Origin of the sequence: Stenotrophomonas chelatiphaga (assembly GCF_001431535.1) — a bacterium.
Lineage (GTDB): Bacteria > Pseudomonadota > Gammaproteobacteria > Xanthomonadales > Xanthomonadaceae > Stenotrophomonas > Stenotrophomonas chelatiphaga.
Window position 1 is genome coordinate 63,116 of sequence record NZ_LDJK01000019.1, and the last position, 19,071, is coordinate 82,186.

Annotated in this window: 15 protein-coding genes and 1 riboswitch; of the genes, 6 read left to right on the forward strand and 9 right to left on the reverse strand. The window is 67.5% G+C overall.

What is annotated here, in order from left to right:
• Positions 1-7: 7 nt before the first annotated feature.
• On the reverse strand, positions 8-1,453 hold the full coding sequence (ahcY, locus tag ABB28_RS06320) for an adenosylhomocysteinase (protein WP_057507829.1): 1,446 nt from the start codon (positions 1,451-1,453) through the stop codon (positions 8-10).
• A gap of 35 nt (positions 1,454-1,488) precedes the next feature.
• Positions 1,489-1,562: riboswitch (S-adenosyl-L-homocysteine riboswitch) on the reverse strand.
• 108 nt (positions 1,563-1,670) lie between these two features.
• On the opposite strand from ahcY, the gene ABB28_RS06325 reads away from it, so the two are divergent.
• Positions 1,671-4,178: a S9 family peptidase gene (locus ABB28_RS06325; RefSeq protein WP_057507830.1), complete on the forward strand. Its 2,508-nt coding sequence runs from the start codon at positions 1,671-1,673 to the stop codon at positions 4,176-4,178.
• Positions 4,179-4,390: 212 nt separating this feature from the next.
• Positions 4,391-7,102, forward strand: coding sequence for a phosphoenolpyruvate carboxylase (ppc, locus tag ABB28_RS06330; RefSeq protein WP_057507831.1), 2,712 nt, complete (start codon positions 4,391-4,393; stop codon positions 7,100-7,102).
• Positions 7,103-7,272: 170 nt separating this feature from the next.
• Here the strand turns inward: ppc and ABB28_RS06335 are convergent, their stop codons facing one another.
• Together ABB28_RS06335 and metK are read right to left on the reverse strand one after the other, a co-directional pair.
• A complete protein-coding gene (locus ABB28_RS06335) occupies positions 7,273-7,776 on the reverse strand; it encodes an acyl-CoA thioesterase (protein WP_057507832.1) in 504 nt (167 codons plus the stop codon).
• 92 nt (positions 7,777-7,868) lie between these two features.
• Positions 7,869-9,080, reverse strand: coding sequence for a methionine adenosyltransferase (gene metK, locus ABB28_RS06340; protein ID WP_057507833.1), 1,212 nt, complete (start codon positions 9,078-9,080; stop codon positions 7,869-7,871).
• A 281-nt stretch (positions 9,081-9,361) separates the two neighbouring features.
• Between metK and ABB28_RS06345 the strand changes: the two genes are divergently transcribed.
• Positions 9,362-10,396: a metal-dependent hydrolase gene (locus ABB28_RS06345; protein WP_057507834.1), complete on the forward strand. Its 1,035-nt coding sequence runs from the start codon at positions 9,362-9,364 to the stop codon at positions 10,394-10,396.
• Between the two features lie 140 nt (positions 10,397-10,536).
• On the opposite strand, the gene ABB28_RS06350 is transcribed toward ABB28_RS06345, so the two are convergent.
• The 4 genes from ABB28_RS06350 to ABB28_RS06365 form a co-directional block, all read right to left on the reverse strand.
• On the reverse strand, positions 10,537-11,364 hold the full coding sequence (locus ABB28_RS06350; RefSeq protein ID WP_057507835.1) for a methyltransferase domain-containing protein: 828 nt from the start codon (positions 11,362-11,364) through the stop codon (positions 10,537-10,539).
• A gap of 41 nt (positions 11,365-11,405) precedes the next feature.
• Positions 11,406-12,401 (reverse strand): tRNA dihydrouridine synthase DusB, encoded by a 996-nt coding sequence (dusB, locus tag ABB28_RS06355; protein WP_057507845.1) that lies wholly within the window; start codon positions 12,399-12,401, stop codon positions 11,406-11,408.
• A 383-nt stretch (positions 12,402-12,784) separates the two neighbouring features.
• Positions 12,785-13,747, reverse strand: a complete 963-nt coding sequence (locus ABB28_RS06360; RefSeq protein ID WP_057507836.1) for a ribokinase — start codon at positions 13,745-13,747, stop codon at positions 12,785-12,787.
• Between the two features lie 42 nt (positions 13,748-13,789).
• On the reverse strand, positions 13,790-15,088 hold the full coding sequence (locus ABB28_RS06365) for a NupC/NupG family nucleoside CNT transporter (RefSeq protein WP_057507837.1): 1,299 nt from the start codon (positions 15,086-15,088) through the stop codon (positions 13,790-13,792).
• Positions 15,089-15,279: 191 nt separating this feature from the next.
• Between ABB28_RS06365 and ABB28_RS06370 the strand changes: the two genes are divergently transcribed.
• The 3 genes from ABB28_RS06370 to ABB28_RS06380 all read left to right on the forward strand — a co-directional run bounded on the left by ABB28_RS06370 (position 15,280) and on the right by ABB28_RS06380 (position 17,369).
• Positions 15,280-16,251: a potassium channel beta subunit family protein gene (locus tag ABB28_RS06370; RefSeq protein ID WP_057507838.1), complete on the forward strand. Its 972-nt coding sequence runs from the start codon at positions 15,280-15,282 to the stop codon at positions 16,249-16,251.
• Positions 16,252-16,445: 194 nt separating this feature from the next.
• Positions 16,446-16,640 (forward strand): hemin uptake protein HemP, encoded by a 195-nt coding sequence (hemP, locus tag ABB28_RS06375; RefSeq protein WP_057507839.1) that lies wholly within the window; start codon positions 16,446-16,448, stop codon positions 16,638-16,640.
• Positions 16,641-16,814: 174 nt separating this feature from the next.
• Positions 16,815-17,369: a Hemin transport protein gene (locus ABB28_RS06380; protein WP_425479529.1), complete on the forward strand. Its 555-nt coding sequence runs from the start codon at positions 16,815-16,817 to the stop codon at positions 17,367-17,369.
• Positions 17,370-17,380: 11 nt separating this feature from the next.
• On the opposite strand, the gene ABB28_RS06385 is transcribed toward ABB28_RS06380, so the two are convergent.
• Complete coding sequence (locus tag ABB28_RS06385) at positions 17,381-17,719, reverse strand: DMT family protein (protein WP_057507846.1); 339 nt, start codon at positions 17,717-17,719, stop codon at positions 17,381-17,383.
• A gap of 64 nt (positions 17,720-17,783) precedes the next feature.
• Complete coding sequence (locus tag ABB28_RS06390; protein ID WP_057507841.1) at positions 17,784-18,926, reverse strand: alginate lyase family protein; 1,143 nt, start codon at positions 18,924-18,926, stop codon at positions 17,784-17,786.
• Positions 18,927-19,071 lie beyond the last annotated feature (145 nt).

Sequence of the window (19,071 nt, forward strand, 5' to 3'; positions counted from 1 at the left end):
GTACCACTCAGTAGCGGTAATGCTCCGGCTTGAACGGGCCTTCCACCGGCACGCCGATGTAATCGGCCTGTTCCTGGCTCAGGGTGGTCAGCTTCACGCCGATCTTTTCCAGGTGCAGGCGGGCCACTTCCTCGTCCAGCTTCTTCGGCAGCAGGTAGACCTTCTTCTCGTAGCTGTCCTTGTTCGCCCACAGGTCGATCTGTGCCAGGGTCTGGTTGGCGAACGAGTTGGACATCACGAAGCTCGGGTGGCCGGTGGCGCAGCCCAGGTTCACCAGGCGGCCGTCGGCCAGCAGGAAGATCGCATTGCCGTTGTCGAACACGTACTTGTCGACCTGCGGCTTGATGTTGATCTTCTGCACGCCGGCCAGCGCGTTCAGGGCATCGACCTGGATCTCGTTGTCGAAGTGGCCGATGTTGCAGACGATGGCCTGGTCCTTCATCGCGCTCAGGTGTTCGATGCGGATGATGTCCTTGTTGCCGGTGGTGGTGACATAGATGTCGCCACGGCCCAGGGTGGATTCGATGGTGTTGACCTCGAAGCCTTCCATCGCCGCCTGCAGGGCGCAGATCGGGTCGATTTCGGTGACCACCACGCGCGCGCCGTAGGCACGCAGCGATGCGGCACAGCCCTTGCCGACGTCACCGTAACCGCAGACCACGGCAACCTTGCCGGCCAGCATCACGTCCATCGCGCGCTTCAGGCCATCGGCCAGCGACTCGCGGCAGCCGTACAGGTTGTCGAACTTGCTCTTGGTGACCGAGTCGTTGACGTTGATCGCCGGGATCAGCAGGGTGCCGGCCTGGGCCAGCTGGTACAGGCGGTGCACGCCGGTGGTGGTCTCTTCGGAGACGCCCTTCCAGTCCTTGACCACGCGGCCCCAGTAGCCCGGACGCTCGCTGGCCACGCGCTTGAGCAGGTTCTTGATGACCTGCTCTTCGTGCGAAGCCGCCGGCTCGTCGACCCAGGTGCTGCCGTTTTCCAGCTCGTAGCCCTTGTGGATCAGCAGGGTGACATCGCCGCCATCGTCGACCACCAGCTCCGGACCGGTCAGGGTGCCGTCGGCCAGGGTGAAGGTCAGCGCGTCCAGGGTGCAGTCCCAGTACTCTTCCAGCGACTCACCCTTCCAGGCGAACACCGGCGTGCCGGAGGCGGCGATCGCCGCGGCGGCATGGTCCTGGGTGGAGAAGATGTTGCACGAGGCCCAGCGCACGTCGGCGCCGATGTCCTTCAGCGTTTCGATCAGCACCGCGGTCTGGATGGTCATGTGCAGCGAGCCGGTCACGCGCACGCCCTTCAGCGGCAGGTCGGCCTGGTGCTTGCGACGGATCGACATCAGGCCCGGCATTTCGTGCTCGGCGATGTCCAGTTCCTTGCGGCCCCAGTCGGCCAGCGAGATATCGGCGATCTTGTAGTCACCTTCCGTGGAGAAGGTCTTGGCAACAGCGTTCATTCATTGCTCCGGTTGTGGACGAGCGGGTGCTCGTATCTAGCCGGGCGCCGTTTTACATTGCCACCCTCCGAGCCTGGCCGGTTGACCGGTCGCAGCGCCCCTCGGCAGGGGAAGGCGCCCATTATATCGCGGGCCGGGGGGTGCCCAACCATCGGCAGGGGGTGAACGGCGCGGCGGCTGTTAAGGTCGGGTATTCACCAGCATCGAAAGGATGGTCATGAGCAAGCGCGTGCGTCGCACTGGGCGTTGGAACGGAGTGGTGCTGTCGATGGCCCTGCTGGCGATGACGCCGGCCGTGTGGGCCGCCCCGTCGGCCACTGCTGCATCCACCGCCGTGGGCGGCTATGAGCTGCCTTCGGCCGCGCTGCAGGCGGTGGTGGACCAGCCGCGCGCGCCGGGCCTGTTCCTGTCCCCGCAGCGCGATCTGGCCGCCATGCTGCAGATGCCGCCGCTGCCGTCGATCGAGGTGGTGGCGCAGCCGGAACTGAAGTTGGCCGGCCGCCGGATCAACCCGCGCACGTTCTCCGACAGCCGCTTCAGCTACGGCGCCAAGCTGTGGCTGATGGGCATCAACGATGGCAAGGAACGGCAGATCACCGGCCTGCCCTCGGCGCTGTCGGTGGCCAGCCTGGCGTGGTCGCCGGACCAGAAGTGGCTGGCGTTCAACCAGGTCGATCCGGCCAGCGGCGCCAACGAGCTGTGGCTGGTGGACGTCGCCAACGCCAGCGCGCGCCGGCTGCGCGGTGAGCTGAACACCGTGCTCGGCGATGGCTACCAGTGGCTTCCCGACAGCCGCGGCCTGCTGGTGATGAGCCGCCTTGGCAACGCCGGCAGCCCGCCATCGCGCGAGGTGGCGCCAACCGGCCCGGCCGTCCAGCAGACCAGCGAAGGCAGTGGCGTGGTGTCCATCCGCACCTACCAGGACCTGCTGAAGAACGAGGCTGACGCGCGCCTGTTCGATTACTACGCCACCAGCCAGCCCACTGAAATCGGCCTGGACGGCCAGGCCAGGGTCGTCGGCGCGGCCGGTGTGTATCTCGACCTGAGCCTTTCGCCCGATGGCGGCTACCTGCTCAGCCAACGCGTGCAACGGCCGTACTCCTACGTGGTGCCGGTGGGCAGCTTCCCGCGCCGCATCGACGTGCTCGACCGCGCCGGCAAGCTGGTGCATACCGTGGCCACGCGGCCGCTGGTGGAAGGCCTGCCGACCGGCAACGATGCCGAAGTGACCGGCGTGCGTGACATCAGCTGGCGTGCCGATACGCCGGCCACCCTGGTATGGGCCGAAGCGCAGGACGGCGGGGATCCGAACCGCGAGGCCAGCATCCGCGATGCGGTGCTGATGCAGGCCGCCCCGTTCGACAGGCCGCCGGTGACCCTGGCCCGGCTTGGCAGCCGCTATGCCGGCATCACCTGGGCGCGTGGCGACCTGGCCCTGCTCAACGAGTCGTGGTGGAAGACCCGCCGCACCAAGACCTGGTTGATCGCCCCGGATGAGGCGGCGACCGATCCGAAGCTGCTGTTCGACCGCGATGCGCAGGACCGTTACAGCGATCCCGGCAAGCCGGGCACGCTGCGCGATGACAACGGCCGTTCGCTGCTGCAGACCAGCGCCGATGGCAACAGCATCTACTTCTACGGTGCAGGTGCATCGGCCGAAGGCGACCGCCCGTTCCTGGACCGCTACGAGCTGGCGACCGGCAAGACCACCCGCCTGTTCCATTCGCAGGCGCCGACCTATTCGGTGCCGATCGCGCTGCTGGGGGCGGATGCCGCCTCGCTGCTGTTCACCCGCGAAAGCCCGGAGCAGCCGGCGAACTACTTCGTGCAGCCGCTGGGCGATGCGGCCGCTGCACCGCGTGCGCTCACCACCTTCGCCCATCCGCTGCCGCAGCTGCGCGGGGTCAGCAAGGAACAGATCCGTTACAAGCGCAAGGACGGCGTGGACCTGACCGCAACCCTGCTGCTGCCGCCCGGTTATGACCCCAAGCGTGATGGCCCGCGCCCGCTGCTGATGTGGGCCTACCCGGGCGAGTACAAAAGCGCGGCGGCCGCCAGCCAGGTCACCGGTTCGCCGTACCTGTTCAATGCGGTCAGCTACTGGGGCCCGCAGGCGTTCCTGGCCAAGGGCTACGCGGTGCTGGCCAGCCCGACCATGCCGATCATCGGCGAGGGCGACAAGGAGCCCAACGACACCTATCTGGAACAGCTGGTGTCCAACGCGCAGGCCGCGGTGGATGAGGTGGTGCGCCGCGGCGTCACCGATCGCGATCACATCGCCATCGGCGGGCATTCCTACGGCGCGTTCATGACCGCCAACCTGCTGGCGCACAGCCGCCTGTTCAAGGCCGGCATCGCGCGCAGTGGCGCCTACAACCGAACGCTGACGCCGTTTGGTTTCCAGGCCGAAGAGCGCAACTACTGGCAGGCGCAGGACACCTATCTGAAGATGTCGCCGTTCAACTACGCCGGCAACATCAAGGACCCGATCCTCTTCATCCACGGCGTGGACGACAACAACTCCGGTACCTTCCCGATGCAGAGCGAGCGCATGTTCGCAGCGGTGAAGGGGCTGGGAGGCACATCGCGGTTGGTGATGCTGCCCAACGAATCGCACGCCTACCGCGCGCGCGAATCGATCATGACGATGCTGGCCGAGAGCGAGCGGTGGCTGGAGCAGACCATCGGCAAGGGCGAACGTATTGGCCGCCAGGCGGGAAGGTAGCGGCCAGCCATGCTCGGCGAGCGCAGCGGTGAACGGCAACAGCGTGACGACCCACGGTCGTCACCCACCGACGCAGAAGACGGCCAGCGGCCGTCACTACCGGGTGGGGGCATGACGGCCAGCGGCCGTCACTACTGAAACCAACCGTCGGCAGGCAATTGAACTGCGCTAGGCTTGGCGAGGGATCCTTGCTTGAGGTTCGTGCGTCGCCGATGAACGAGTTCCGCAGCAGCATCATGTTCGCCAACCCCGATATTCCCCTGCGTGACGACGTGCGCCGACTCGGCGCACTGGTCGGCGACCTGCTGGTCGAGCAGGTATCGGACGCTTTCTTCGACGATGTGGAAGGCGTGCGCACCCGCGCCATCGCACGGCGCGAGAACGCCTCGCCCCTGTCCGACCTGGCCGAGGGACTGGCCGGCCGTTCGCCGCAGCAGGCCGAAGCGATGGTGCGTGCCTTCAGCACCTACTTCCAGGTGGTCAACATCGCCGAGCGCGTGCACCGCATCCGCCGCCGCCGCGACTACCAGCGCGCCGGCACGCGCGCCCCGCAGCCGGACGGCCTGCAGGATGCCCTGCAGCAGCTCAAGGCGCAGGGCGTGACCCTGCAGGAACTGCAGGACTGGTTGCCGCGCATCGACATCGAACCGGTGTTCACCGCCCATCCCACCGAGGCGGTGCGCCGTGCGCTGCTGGAGAAAGAGCAGCTGATGGTGGCCAGCCTGGTGGACAACCTGGATGGCCAGCGCACCCCCGGTGAGGCTGCCGCCGACGATGCGCGCTTCCGCATGGCACTGACCGCGTCATGGCAGACCACCGATTCGTCGCCGGTGCGTCCCACCGTGGATGATGAGCGCGAGCACGTCGGTTTCTACCTGGTGCAGGTGCTGTACCGCGTGATCCCTGTGCTGTACGAATCGCTGCAGCAGGCGCTGCTCGATACCTTCGGCGAAGGCCTGGCCTTGCCACGGCTGCTGCGCTTCGGCACGTGGGTGGGCGGGGACATGGACGGCAACCCCAACGTGGACGCCGGCACCATCCGCAACACCCTGGATGCACAGCGCCGCGCGGTGCTGGCGCAGTACCAGAAGGAACTGCTGCAGCTGGCCAGCCTGCTCAGCCAATCCACCGAACGGGTCGGCGTCAGCGATGCGCTGCAGGCGCGGCTGGCCGATTATCGGCAGCGGCTGCCGGACGTGCAGTCGCGCCCGCGCCACGGCGACATGCCGTACCGGCTGTTGAACGACCGCATGCGCGCGCGGCTGCAGGCGACGCTGGATGATGGGCAGGGTGCGTATGCCGGGCCGGAAGAACTGATCGATGACCTGCAGCTGATCTTCGACAGCCTGCGCGCCAACCGCGGCGAGCACGCTGGTGGTTTCGCGGTGCAGCGGCTGCTGTGGCGGGTGAAGACCTTCGGCTTCCACCTGGCGCGGCTGGACGTGCGCCAGGAATCCAGCGTGCACGCACGCGCGCTGGCCACCGCACTGGATGGCGAGGCCGCATGGGACGCCCGCGATGCAAGCGCACGCGCAGCCTTGCTGGGGCCCTACGCCAGTGGCGAACAGGCACTGCCGCAGGCCGACGAGGAAGGCAACCAGCGGCTGGATGCGGTATTCGCCGCGCTGGCCGATGCGCGCCGCCGGCATGGCGCCGATGCGCTGGGCAGTTACATCATTTCGATGGCGCATGACCGCGGCGACGTGCTGGCGGTGCTGGCGTTGGCGCGCCGTGGTGGGCTGGTGGACGAGGCCGGCGGCGTGCCGCTGGATATCGCGCCGTTGTTCGAAACGGTGGATGACCTCAAGCACGGCACCGCGACCCTGCGCGACCTGCTGGCCGATCCGGTGTACCGCGCGCACCTGCAGGCCCGCAACGACGTGCAGATGGTGATGCTGGGGTACTCGGACAGCAGCAAGGACGGCGGCATCGCGGCCTCGCGCTGGGGCCTGCAGCGTGCCCAGGTGGAACTGCTCGAGGTGGCCGCCGAAAGTGGCATCGCGCTGACCTTCTTCCATGGCCGCGGTGGTTCGATCAGCCGTGGCGGTGGCAAGACCACCCATGCGGTGGACGCATCGCCGCGTGGCAGCATCGACGGTCGGCTGCGGGTCACCGAGCAGGGTGAAGTGATCCACCGCAAGTACGGCATCCGCGCGCTGGCGGTGCGCTCGCTGGAACAGGCCACCGGCGCGGTGCTGCGGTCCAGCCTGCGTCCGCGCGCGCCCGAGCCGCGCGAGGAGGCATGGCGGCCGGTGATGGACGTAGTGGCCGATGCGAGCAGCACCGCCTACCGCGCGTTCGTCGGCCAGCCGCGTTTCATGGATTATTTCCGCACCGCGACGCCGATCGATGTGATCGAGCGGATGACGCTGGGGTCGCGCCCCTCGCGCCGGCTGGGCCAGGATGCGGCGCTGACCAACCTGCGCGCGATTCCGTGGGTGTTCGCCTGGAGCCAGGCGCGCGCGGTGATCCCGGGCTGGTATGGCGTGGGCAGCGGCCTGCAGGCGGCGGTAGATGCGGGGCATGAGGACACCCTGCGGCAGATGGCGCAGGACTGGCCGTTCTTCCGGACCTTCCTGGATGACATCGCCATGGTGCTGTCGAAGGGCGACATCACCATCGCCGAACAGTTCTCGCGGCTGTCCGGCGAGCTGCACGGCAGCTTCTTCCCGAAGGTGGAAGAGGAGTGGGCGCTGACCGAACGCTGGGTGCTGGCGCTGACCGGCCAGCAGTCGCTGCTGGAACACGACCAGCGGCTGGCGCTGTCGATCCGCCTGCGCAATCCCTACGTGGACCCGATCAGCGTGCTGCAGGTCGACCTGCTGCAGCGCTGGCGTGCCAGTGGCGGGGAGGACGAGGACCTGCTGCGCGCGCTGGTGGCCTGCGTCAACGGCGTGTCGCAGGGCGTGCAGAACACCGGCTGAGGGCGCTGGCGGCTGACCCCCGTTTCGGTGGGTCACGCCCGTTGGTCGTCACGCTCCTGGCGGTGAAGCGTGACGACCAACGGTGGTCTCCCACCCCAGCAACGTCGTCACCTGCCAAAGCAGGGCCGTCACCTGCCAGCTCAAGGTCGTCCTCCGTCCTGGCAGGATCGTTATTCCGGCGCCGGCGGGTTCGATGCAAGCAGTTCCAGGTGGCGCTGTTCCATCTCCTGGCGCAGCTGGCGTCGCAGCAGGGCGGCGGCGTGCCGGCGCTTCTCGTCCGAAGAGGTGGGCTGCAGCGCCGGTACGGCGGTCGGCCGGCCATCCTCGTCCACCGCCACCATGGTGAAGAAGCAGCTGTTGGCGTGGCGCACGCTGCGTTCCAGGATGTCTTCAGCCACCACCTTGACGCCGATCTCCATCGACGAGGTGCCGGTGTAGTTGACCGAGGCCAGAAAGGTGACCAGTTCACCGACGGCGATCGGCTGGCGGAACATCACCTGGTCCACCGACAGGGTGACCACGTAGCGCCCGGCATAGCGGCTGGCACAGGCGTAGGCCACCTGGTCGAGCAGGCGCAGCACGGCACCGCCGTGGACTTTGCCGGAGAAATTGGCCATGTCCGGTGTCATCAACACGGTCATGGTGAGCTGGTGGGATTTCAGTTCGGTCGACATGCGGCCATCTTCGCATGGGGCGCCGCGGCGGGTCCTACCAAAAAAGAAGGGCCGCTTGCGCGGCCCCTCGGGTAGTACGTGTTGCGTTCGGCTTACTTCAGCTTCGCATCCGCGCGCAGTGCGGCGGCGCGATCGGTCTTCTCCCAGGAGAAGGCTGTGGCGTTGACGGTCTCGCCTTCGCCGTTGAGGTAGCTGAAATCCTTCGGCTTGCGGCCGAAGTGGCCGTAGGCCGCAGTCTGCTGGTACATCGGGTGGATCAGGTCGAGCATCTTGATGATGCCGTACGGGCGCAGGTCGAAGTGCTTGCGGATCAGCTTCTCGATCTGCTCGTCCGGAATCCTGCCGGTGCCGAAAGTGGTGACCGAAATCGAGGTCGGCTCGGCCACGCCGATGGCGTAGGAGACCTGCACTTCGCAGCGGTCGGCCAGGCCGGCGGCGACCACGTTCTTGGCCACGTAGCGGGCCGCGTAGGCCGCCGAACGATCGACCTTGGACGGATCCTTGCCGGAGAACGCACCACCACCGTGACGGGCCCAGCCGCCGTAGGTGTCGACGATGATCTTGCGGCCGGTCAGGCCGCAGTCGCCCACCGGGCCGCCGATTTCGAACTTGCCGGTCGGGTTGATGTGGAACTTGGTGCCCTTGTGCAGCCACTTGGCCGGCAGCACCGGCTTGATGATCTCTTCGCGGACGGCTTCGATCAGGTCCTTCTGCTTGATGCCCGGGGCATGCTGGGTGGACAGCACGATGGCATCGATGGCCGACACCTGGCCGTCTTCATAGCGCAGGGTGACCTGGCTCTTGGCGTCCGGGCGCAGCCAGGACAGCGGCGAGTTCTTCTTCTTGCGGATCTTGGCCTGCTGCTCGACCAGGCGGTGCGACAGGTGGATCGCGGCCGGCATGTAGCTGTCGGTCTCGTTGGTGGCATAGCCGAACATCAGGCCCTGGTCGCCGGCGCCCATTTCTTCGGGCTTCTTGCGGTCAACGCCCTGGGCGATGTGCGGGGACTGCTTGCCGATCAGGTTCAGCACGCCACAGGTGGCGCCGTCGAAGCCGACGTCGGAGCTGTTGTAGCCGATATCCAGGATCACCTGGCGGGTCAGGGCTTCCAGGTCGATCCATGCGCTGGTGGTGATCTCGCCGGCCACGATGGCCACGCCGGTCTTGACCATGGTCTCGCAGGCCACGCGGGCGCGCTGGTCCTTGGCCAGGATCGCGTCCAGGACCGCATCGGAAATCTGGTCGGCGATCTTGTCCGGATGGCCTTCGGAGACCGATTCGGAAGTGAACAGGTAGCTGGACATCAGGCGTTATATCCTTTAATTCGGATGGAAAGATGGGCGCGAATGATACACGGCGCGCGTCGCAAGTGCATTGTGGACTGCGACAGGTTGCCGGTGGTTAAGGTCATGTGCCCAGGTGTGAGGGTAGCCGGGAAGCATGACCGGACCGTGGTGGGGCCGGGGCCTACCCGGCGGCGCTTGCGACGGCCCGGAGGGTGCCGGTCAGGACGGCCGGCATCGCCGTGCCTGGCGAGCGCAGCGGCAGCAGACCGCAGCCAACGCGCGGCTGCTAGCATCGTCCGATGGACTCCCTTACCCAGATCGTACTCGGTGGCGCCGTAGCCGCTGCCATCGCCCCGGCAGGCCATCGCCGTGCCGCCCTGCTTGCCGGTGCCGCGCTCGGCACGCTGCCCGACCTTGACGCGCTGTGGCTGGGCTTCATGGCCGCCGACCCGGTGGCGGTGATGACCGAGCACCGCAGCTTCAGCCATTCGCTGCTGGTGCTGCCGTGGGTGGCCGCGCTGCTGTGGTGGCTGTTCAAGCGCTTCGGCAACGGCCGGGTGGCGCAGTCGCCGCTGCGCTGGTTCTGGGCGATGCAACTGGCGCTGGTGACCCACCCGCTGCTGGACGCGATGACCGTGTACGGCACCCAGCTGTGGTGGCCGCTGCGGCCGTCGCCGGCGATGGGCTCGAACATCTTCATCATCGATCCGTTGTACACCGTGTGGCTGCTGCTGGGCTGCGTGCTGGCCTGGTTCGGGCGGAGCCGGCCCTGGGCCGGCAAGGTACTGGCGGTGGCACTGGTGGTCAGCAGTGGCTACCTGGGCTGGAGCCTGCTGGCCAAGGCGCAGGTGGACCGCGCCGCGCAACGCAGCCTGGCCGCGATGGGCCTGGGCGATGCGCCGCGGTTCTCGGTGCCCATGCCGTTCAATACGCTGTTGTGGCGGGTGGTGGCGATGACCCCCAGCGGCTACGTGGTGGCCGATCGTTCGCTGGTGGCAGACAAAGGCGAGATGCAGTTCGAAGGATTCCCCTCCAACGTGCAGGCGCTGCGCCAGGCGGCGGACATTCCGGCCGTGCAGCGGCTGCAGTGGTTCAATCGTGGCTTCATGCGTGCGCAGGTGGTGGATGGCCGGCTGGTGCTGAGCGACCTGCGGATGGGCCTGGAGCCGGATTACACGTTCAACTTCGCGGTGGCTGAGCAGCGCGACGGACAGTTCCGCGGCATCGTGCCGGAGCAGCTGCGCGGGGACTACAGCAGCCCGGAAGCGCGCGCCGACGTCGGTCGCCGCTTGTGCCTGATGTGGGACCGGATCTGGCACGAGCCGGCGCCCTAGCGCCGCTGTGGTGGGCGACGACGCTACGGTGGGTGACGACGCTACGGTGGGTGACGACGCTACGGTGGGTGACGACCGTTGGTCGTCACTGCCGCGCTGCGCGCCCGCCAGGCATGGCGTGGCGCTACCGTCAGCCCGCATCAATAGACTGTCGCGCGGGCCTGCACGAAGGAGAAGAAGAACACCGCGTTCGGATCGTTCTGCACCTGGCGGAACTCGCGGCGCATGCCGTCCACGGTCTCTTCGTCCACCGTGCCGGCCTGCAGCAGTTGTTCGGCTGCCGACAGCAGCACCTGCTCCCAGAACGCGATCATCGTCTTGCGCCGTGCCGGCTCGCGGTTGTCCAGGTGGATGGTCTTGATGTCGGTCTGCACGTCGCGGAAGCCGCCGGCCAGCAGCAGGTTGCCCAGCTTGGCACCGACGAACGGATCGCCGCCGTTGTCGTGCTGGAAGTCGTTGAAGGCCATCCAGTAGCGCCAGATGTGCGGCGAATACGGGTCCAGCAGGAACGAGGCATTCATCACTTCGGTGATGTACACCGGCGAACCGGGCGACAGCACCCGGCGCACTTCGCTCAGCACCCGCGCCGGCGAGGGCACGTGTTCCAGCACCCAGCACAGGAAGGCGCCATCGAAGGCGCGCGCGCCGAACGGCAGTTCACCGGCATCGGCGTGCTGCAGCACGTAGCGGTCGCTGCACCACGGCGTCTTTCCCAGGTTGGCGCGTGCGGTGGCCAGCTGCGCTTCGCTCAGGTCCACGCCGGTCACGTGCAGCTCCGGGAAGCGGCGCAGCAGGATCTCGGTCTGCGCGCCCACGCCACTGCCGACTTCCAGCAGGCGGCGCACGCCGGTGTAGTCGATCTGTCCGAAGATGGTCGGCTCCAGCAGGCGGGCCTGGGTCATCAGGCGCTCCTGTTCGGTGCTGGAAAAGCCGTGCAGGTAGGTAGGCGAGGAAATCGGCGGCGTCATGGGGGTATCCGGGTAGCACCGGGCGTTGCCCGGCGTAGAAGTCATTCAGCGGCAGCTGTCTGGCGCGTATCGGCGATCAGGTGATCGAAGTAGTCAGTGGTCAGCGCGATCTGGCTGGCGGGGTCTTCGGCCCGGTTCACCACTGCGCGGAACGCCGCGTTTTCCGGGCGATCCTTGGCATACCACCCCAGGTGCTTGCGCGCGATGCGCACGCCCTGCGGCTCGCCGTAGAAAGCATGCAGCGCCTGCAGGTGGCCGAGCAGGATGTCGCGCACTTCGGACAGCGGCGGCGCGGGCAGTGCTTCGCCGGTGGCCAGGTAATGCGCCACTTCGCGGAAGATCCAGGGACGCCCCTGCGCGGCGCGGCCGATCATCACCGCGTCCACGCCGGTGACGGCGAGCACGTGGGCGGCCTTGCGCGGCGAATCGATATCGCCATTGGCGATCACCGGGATGCGCAATGCCGCCTTGATCGCGGCGATGGTCTCGTACTCGGCCTGGCCGGTGTAGTGCTGGTCGCGTGTGCGGCCGTGCACGGCCAGCGCCGCGATGCCGCTGTCTTCGGCGATGTGGGCGATGCGCGGGCCGTTGCGGTGGTCACAGTCCCAGCCGGTTCGGATCTTCAGCGTCACCGGCACGTCGACCGCGTTGACCACCGCGCTGAGGATGCGCGCCACCAGGTCTTCATCGCGCATCAGCGCCGAGCCGGCCCAGGCGTTGCACACCTTCTTGGCCGGGCATCCCATGTTGATGTCGATGATCTGCGCGCCGTGGTCGACGTTGTAGCGTGCGGCCTCGGCCAGTTGCTGCGGCTCGGTCCCGGCGATCTGCACGCTGATCGGGTCGGGCTCGCCGTCGTGGTCCATCCGGTGCAGGGACTTGCGGGTGGTCCAGAAGCGCGGATCGGAGATGGTCATCTCCGAGGCGGCCAGCCCCGCGCCCAGGCGCTTGCACAGCAGCCGGAACGGCTTGTCGGTGACGCCGGCCATGGGCGCCAGCACAACGTTGGGGGCAATGGAATAAGGGCCGATCTGCATGCGGCCATTGTAGTGCGGGCGCGCAGGCCGGGCTGCCGCCGGGAGCGCCCGTTTCAGGCCAATCCGGATGGGGCTCATGCCACACCGGCATCAGCAGATGCTTGACGGTTGCTTCCGCCGCCCCCAGGCGCGGGTCATGGTGGGCGGCTGGGTGTCCCGCCGGGCGCGTAGCGCGGACCCATGGTCGGCGAGCGCAGCGGGACAGCAGAGGGGTGACGACCAACGGTCGTCACCCACCACGGGCGGGCAAGCGTCTGACGACCAGCGGTCGTCACTACCAGAGCAGCAGGCCGGTAGCGCCGACCCATGGTCGGCGAGCGCAGCGGTGCGTGGGTGCAGGCAATCCGCCGAGCACGGCTCGGCGCTACCAGGGCGACCGGGGCTTACGCCGGCTGGTCGTCCGGGGTGAAGTGCGGCATCGCCGCGGCGGCGCCTTCCTTCTCGGTGGAACGGCCGGCGAACTGGTTGGCGAAGCGCACGTGGCGCGCGAACGGTGCGTCCGGCGAATGCGCGATGGAGGCCACCAGCGCACCGTTGAAGGCATCACCGGCACCGGTGGTGTCGATGGCGTGCACCTGCTCGGCGCCGACGCGGTAATACGGCTGGCTGTCACCGCGCAGGGTGTCTTCATCGTGCGACACAAACACGCCCACCGCGCCCAGCGTCACCACCACGGTGCCGCTGCCGACCAGCTTGCGGCACAGCGCGTGCAGGCTGGCACCGTCCAGCGCGGCGACGTCGTTGGGGTCGACGCGCTCGCCGACATGGCGGCTGAGCAGCGCGGCGAACTCGGTTTCATTCGGGGTGATGACATCGGCCAGCTTGAGCAGGCCGATGCTGGATGGCGCATCGGCCGGGGCGGCGTTGAGCACGGTGGTGACACCGGCTTCGCGCGCTACCGCCAGGGCGGCCTCGATGGTTTCCACCGGCGATTCCAGCTGCACCAGCACCACCTTGGCGCCGGCCAGCAGCGCCTGCTGCTGCTGCACGAAACCAATGCTCAGCGCCGCATTGGCACCGGGCCCGATGACGATGGTGTTGCGGCCGCGCGCATCGACGTAGATGCCGCCGGTGCCGGTCGGTTCGGTGCTCGCTTCGGCGCTCAGGGTGAAGCCGTCCTGGGCCGCCAGGCCGCGGGCCATGGCACCGCCGGCATCCTCGCCCAGCGCGCAGACGAAGGTGGTCTGCGCACCGGCGCGGCGTGCGGCCACGGCCTGGTTGAAGCCCTTGCCGCCGGGACCGGTGCTGTAGCGCCCGGCGATGGTCGCCCCGGGTGCGGGCAGTGCTTCACACCGCCACACATGATCGACATTGAAGGAACCGACGACGACGACGTTGCTGCTCATAGGAAAACGGTTCTCAGTGAAGCGCGGTGGTACCCGAGGGTATCAACCAAAGTGGGTCAGGACGCCGGCGATCGTGGCGGTCATGAAAGTGGCAATGGTACCGCCCAGCACGGCGCGCAGGCCGAACCGGGCCAGATCCTGGCGTCGTTCCGGGGCCAGGCCACCGATGCCGCCGATCTGGATCGCGATGGAGCTGAAGTTGGCGAAGCCGCACAGGGCGTAGGTGGCGATCAGCCGGCCTTCCTCGGACAGGGTCACGCCCGGTACCTGGCCGTTGATGATGCGCGACAGCTCGCTGTAGGCGACGAACTCGTTGATCACCACCTTCTGGCCGATCAGCGAGCCGACCGTGCTCGCATCGGCCCACGGGGTGCCGATCACCCAGGCGATCGGGGCCAGCAGGTAGCCGAAGATGGTGGACAGGTTGGTCGGGCGGCCGATCGCCGCGGCCAGGCCGGTCACATCACCGATCCAGGTCAGCGGGGCGTTCAGCAGCGCGATCAGCGCGATGAAGGCCAGCAGCATCGCGCCGATGTTCAGGGCCAGCCGCAGACCGTCGGCGGCGCCACCGGCGGCGGCGTCGATGATGTTGCTGGAGGTCTTCTCCACTTCCATCTTCACCGTGCCGCGGGTCAGCGGGGTGCCGGTTTCCGGGATCAGCAGCTTGGCTACCACCAGCGTCGCCGGTGCGGCCATGATGCTGGCCGCCAGCAGGTGCTTGGCATAGAAGGCCTGGGATTCCGGATCGCCGCCGCCGAGCATGCCGACGTAGGCCGCCAGCACGCCACCGGCGATATGGGCCATGCCGCCGATCATCATCGTCAGCAGCTCCGATTCGGTCATCCGCGAAATGTACGGACGCACCGTCAGCGGGGCTTCGGTCTGGCCGATGAACACGCTGGCACAGACGCTGGTGGTTTCGGCACCGGACACGCGCATCACCTTGGTGATCGCCAGGGCCATCACCCGCACGATCGCCTGCATCACGTTGAGGTGGTACAGCACGCCCATCAGCGCGGAGAAGAAGATGATGGTCGGCAGCACCTGGAAGGCGAAGATGAAGCCGTAGCTTTCCACGTTCATCAAGGAGCCGAAGATGAAGCCGGAGCCTTCGTTGACGAAGCTCAGCACCTTCACGAAGCCATGGCCGAGCGCATCGAACACGTCGCGGCCACCCGGTACCAGCAGCACCACGGCGGCGAACGCGATCTGCAGCAGCAGGCCGGTCGCCACCAGCTTCCAGTCCACCGCGCGCTTGTTGTTGGAGAACAGCCAGGTAATGCCGATGAGCACCGCCAGACCAAACAGGCCGAAGCCGATCCTGCCCAAACCTTCGACCATGTTGAATCCCCTGAGGGCACCGCGAAAAACGGGAAGCCTAGAGCAGGGCAGGGGCCGGGGCAAGGAAAAGCGCGCAGCGGGGGGCGATCAGCGCCGATACGCGCCGTATTGACAAGGGATGCAGGCGACGTGGCGCGGTTAGAATGAACCCCCTTCCGGCCCGATCTGCGGGCCTGCAGCAGGAGTTGTGCATGCTTTACCGCCGCCTTGGAACCTCCGGGTTGAAGCTTTCCGCGCTGTCCTTCGGCGCGTGGGTCACCTTTGGCAGCCAAGTGGCCCGGGACCAGGCGCGCAACCTGGTCGCGGCGGCCTGGGACAATGGGATCAACTTCTTCGACAACGCCGAGGGCTATGCCAACGGCCGCGCCGAGCAGGTGATGGGCGATGTGATTGCCGACCTGCGGCTGCCGCGCGACGGCTTCTGCGTGTCCAGCAAGGTGTTTTTCGGCAGCGCGGTGGACCCGGCGCCCACCCAGCGCGGGCTGTCGCGCAAGCATGTGACCGATGCCTGCCATGCGGCGCTGAAGCGGCTGCGGGTGGACTACCTGGACCTGTACTACTGCCACCGTCCTGACGCGGATACCCCGATCGCCGAGACCGTGCACGCCATGGACATTCTGGTCCGGCAGGGCAAGGTGCTGTATTGGGGCACCTCGGAATGGTCGGCGATGCAGATCCAGGAAGCGCTGGACGTCGCCCGTCGGCACAACCTGCAGGGCCCGACGATGGAGCAGCCGCAGTACAACCTGCTGCACCGCGACCGGGTGGAACGCGAGTACGCCCCCCTGTATGCCGAGGCCGGGCTGGGCACCACGACCTTCTCGCCGCTGGCGTCGGGCCTGCTGACCGGCAAGTACAACGACGGCTTCCCCGCAGGTTCGCGGCTGGGGCTGGACGACATGGCCTGGCTGCAGGACATCGTGCTGGGCGCGGACGGCGCGGCGCGGTTGCAGCAGGTTCGGCGCTACACCGCACTGGCCACCGAGCTGGGCGTCGCCCCGGCCACCCTGGCCATCGCCTGGTGCCTGCGCAATCCGAACGTGTCCAGCGTGATCCTGGGCGCCAGCCGGGTCGAGCAGCTGCTGCAGAACCTGCAGGCGCTTGAACTGGTGGTTGCGCTGGACGAGGCGGCCTGGGGCCAGGTGGAAGCGGTGTTCGCCTGATACAGGGCACGCGGGGCCTTGCCCGGCGGGCGTGCAGGTGCCCGCCGAGCGGGGCTCGGCGCTACCTTCGATAGCTTTGATCTATTGAAAATTGCAATCCAATCATCAATCCCATCAATCAATTTGAGAATGGGTGTTGATTGCGAACTGAGAATCGTTATCATTTGAGTCGTCCCTCGCACCGAGTCCAGACGATGAATGCTCAAGCAGTGCTGCTTCGTCCCGAAACCCTGACCCTCCGTGACCGCCCGGTCCGTGCCGTGCCCGCCGAGGAAGTGATCGACAGCGAGGCCCTGCTGAAAGGGCGTCGCGAGATCCTCATCCAGCATGGTGACCGCTTCTACCGGCTGCGCCATACCAGCAACGACAAGCTGATCCTGACCAAGTAAACGGGTCGGCCGCTCCCCTCCCGGATGCAGCGCCGCGTTACCGCGCGACGCGGTCCACACGGCGGCCGCCCCTCCTGTCTCTCTCCCCCTCGGTCTTCCGGCCAGCGTCTTCGGACGGTGGTGGCGGCCCCGGGGGATCCCTTCGCACGACCACGTGCACGACACGGTGATCCCATGAGCAGAGCCTTGTCCGCAGTACGCGCCAGCATGCCGCGCGGCGTGCCGTTATCGCAGGCCATCGGCCGGCCCACGGCCAGCCAGCTGGCATCGCTGGGCACCGTGTTGTGCCTGTACCGCGCCGACAGCAATGAGCTGGCCGGCTGGCAGGAGGCGGTCTCTGCCCACGCCTGCCAGGGCCTGGACAGTGAAGGCGTGCGCGAAAGCCTGTGCTTCACCGACGCGCGTGGTCGCTGTTGCTGGCGGCTGTACCTGTTGCCGGACAGCGATTTCCTCGCATGGGACCGGCTGGTCGCCGGGCTGGCGATACGCCCGGCCGGCAGCGATGACGCCAGTGTCGGCGAGCGCCTGTGGCGGCGCCTGGCCGGAAGCCTGGGCGGGCAGCGCTGGCGCATGTGCGCGGTGCAGCTGCACGCGGTGGAGCAGGGCAGTGGGCTGGCGGCAAGCCTGGCCCCGCTGTCATCGCTCGGCAGTGCAACCGCACGGCGCATCGCACGCCTTGAAAGCGCGGACGGCACCGCTGATTCGCCGCCGTCTGCGATGCACGCCTGAGGCGTGCCCGCTCATTCCTTGAACATCAGCAGGGCGGCGACCACGATCAGCGCGAAGGCGGCGTAGTGGTTCCACTTCAGCGGCTGGTCCAGGTAGAACGCGGAGAACACCGCGAACACCACCAGGGTGATCACTTCCTGCATGCCCTTGAGCTGCGGTGCGGAGTACACCGCACTGCCCAGGCGGTTGCCGGGAACCTGCAGGCAGTACTCGAAGAACGCGATTCCCCAGCTGATCAGGATCACCGTCATCAACGGTGCGCTCTTGAATTTCAGGTGCCCATACCAGGCGAAGGTCATGAAGATGTTGCTGCCCAGGAGCAGCAGCACGGGGTAGAGGTACTGGGCCATGTCGATCACGCCGGTGGGGTCGGCGGATTATGCGCCTGCGGCGTGCGCGACAGGTCAACGGCTCCTATTCGCCGAGCGCGCTGCCGTGGGTCAAGGTCTCCCAGAGAAAATGAAAATCCCCTTGGCTGGGGCGATGCCCGGCCAGCCAGGCAGCGGTGTGCGGCAGTGCTTTTCCCTGCCGTCCGGCGAAATGGGAGTAGCCGATCTCCAGGGTGCCGCGCACATCCGATACCAGCTTGCCCTTGCACAGCCACGCCGGCACCACCGGCCGCGCCAGCATGTCGGTGTGGAACTCCATCGCAGCGACCAGTCGTTCGGCTTGCGCCTGGTACAGGTTGCCACCCTGCAGGCGGTTGGTTTCCGCCGCGTTGAGGTAGGCGGCCAGCCCATAGGCCGTATGCTCCAGGTCGCGGCAGGTTTCTTCTGCAAGGCCCGCGGCCATGACCGTCTGGCCGAACCACAGGGTTTCGATGGGGGTCGCGCAGGCGGGACGCGGCAACGGCGCAGCACCATCCTCCGGCAGGTAGACATAGGTTGGCAGGCGGGTGTTCCAGTCACCCACGGCGCGGTCATGGATATCGCGACGATCGGTGTAGATGCCCATGTTCATGCGTGCCTCGATGCCGCTGGCATGCCAGTTCCCTCCGGGGCACGGCCCCATGCGGTTGATGTCCGGCAGGTACTGCGCGATCAGCCAGTCGCCGAAGCGTCGGGCATCCGCTTCCGGCCACGCCGTGCTGGTGTGCCGGATCAGTTCGGCCGCACGCGTCCACAGCTGCGCCGTCCAGGACGCCTGCAGTGGCGCGTTGCTGTTGTGGTGGCCACCGGTCAGCGTGGTCGCCCAGGCGTCCATGATCTCCACCGCCTTGCGGGCATGCGCCGGCTCGCCCAGGTAAGCCCACAGCAGCGCATGCGTATACGCGGCCTTGGCATCGTCGCGCTCGGGCTTGCAGCCGATGCTGGGTTTGTCGAAGGAACCACATTCCACCCGGACAAACGGCGTGGGGACATGCTCCAGCGATGCCAGCGGACTCTGCTGCATGGCGACCATCGCAGAGGTCTTGAGCGGATCTCCCGCCCGCAGCGCGTCCCGCGTTGCCTGCAGCGCGGACGCGTCGAGCAGGATGCCGGGATGGACGAACGCCTGCCCATGGGCGCAGGCAGGCGACAACAGGGCGAGTGAGAGCAGCAGCACGGGCGCGCGCATCGGGGAAGTCTCCTTGAAGGAGTCTCCACGCTAACGGCGTGCGATCTCGCAAAGCATAGGCGCAATGCGCGCCTTCCTATCCGTGAATGCCCTCGAGGACACGGGGCCAGGACCCCTGCCTTTGCTCTTTTTCTACGCGGGTGGC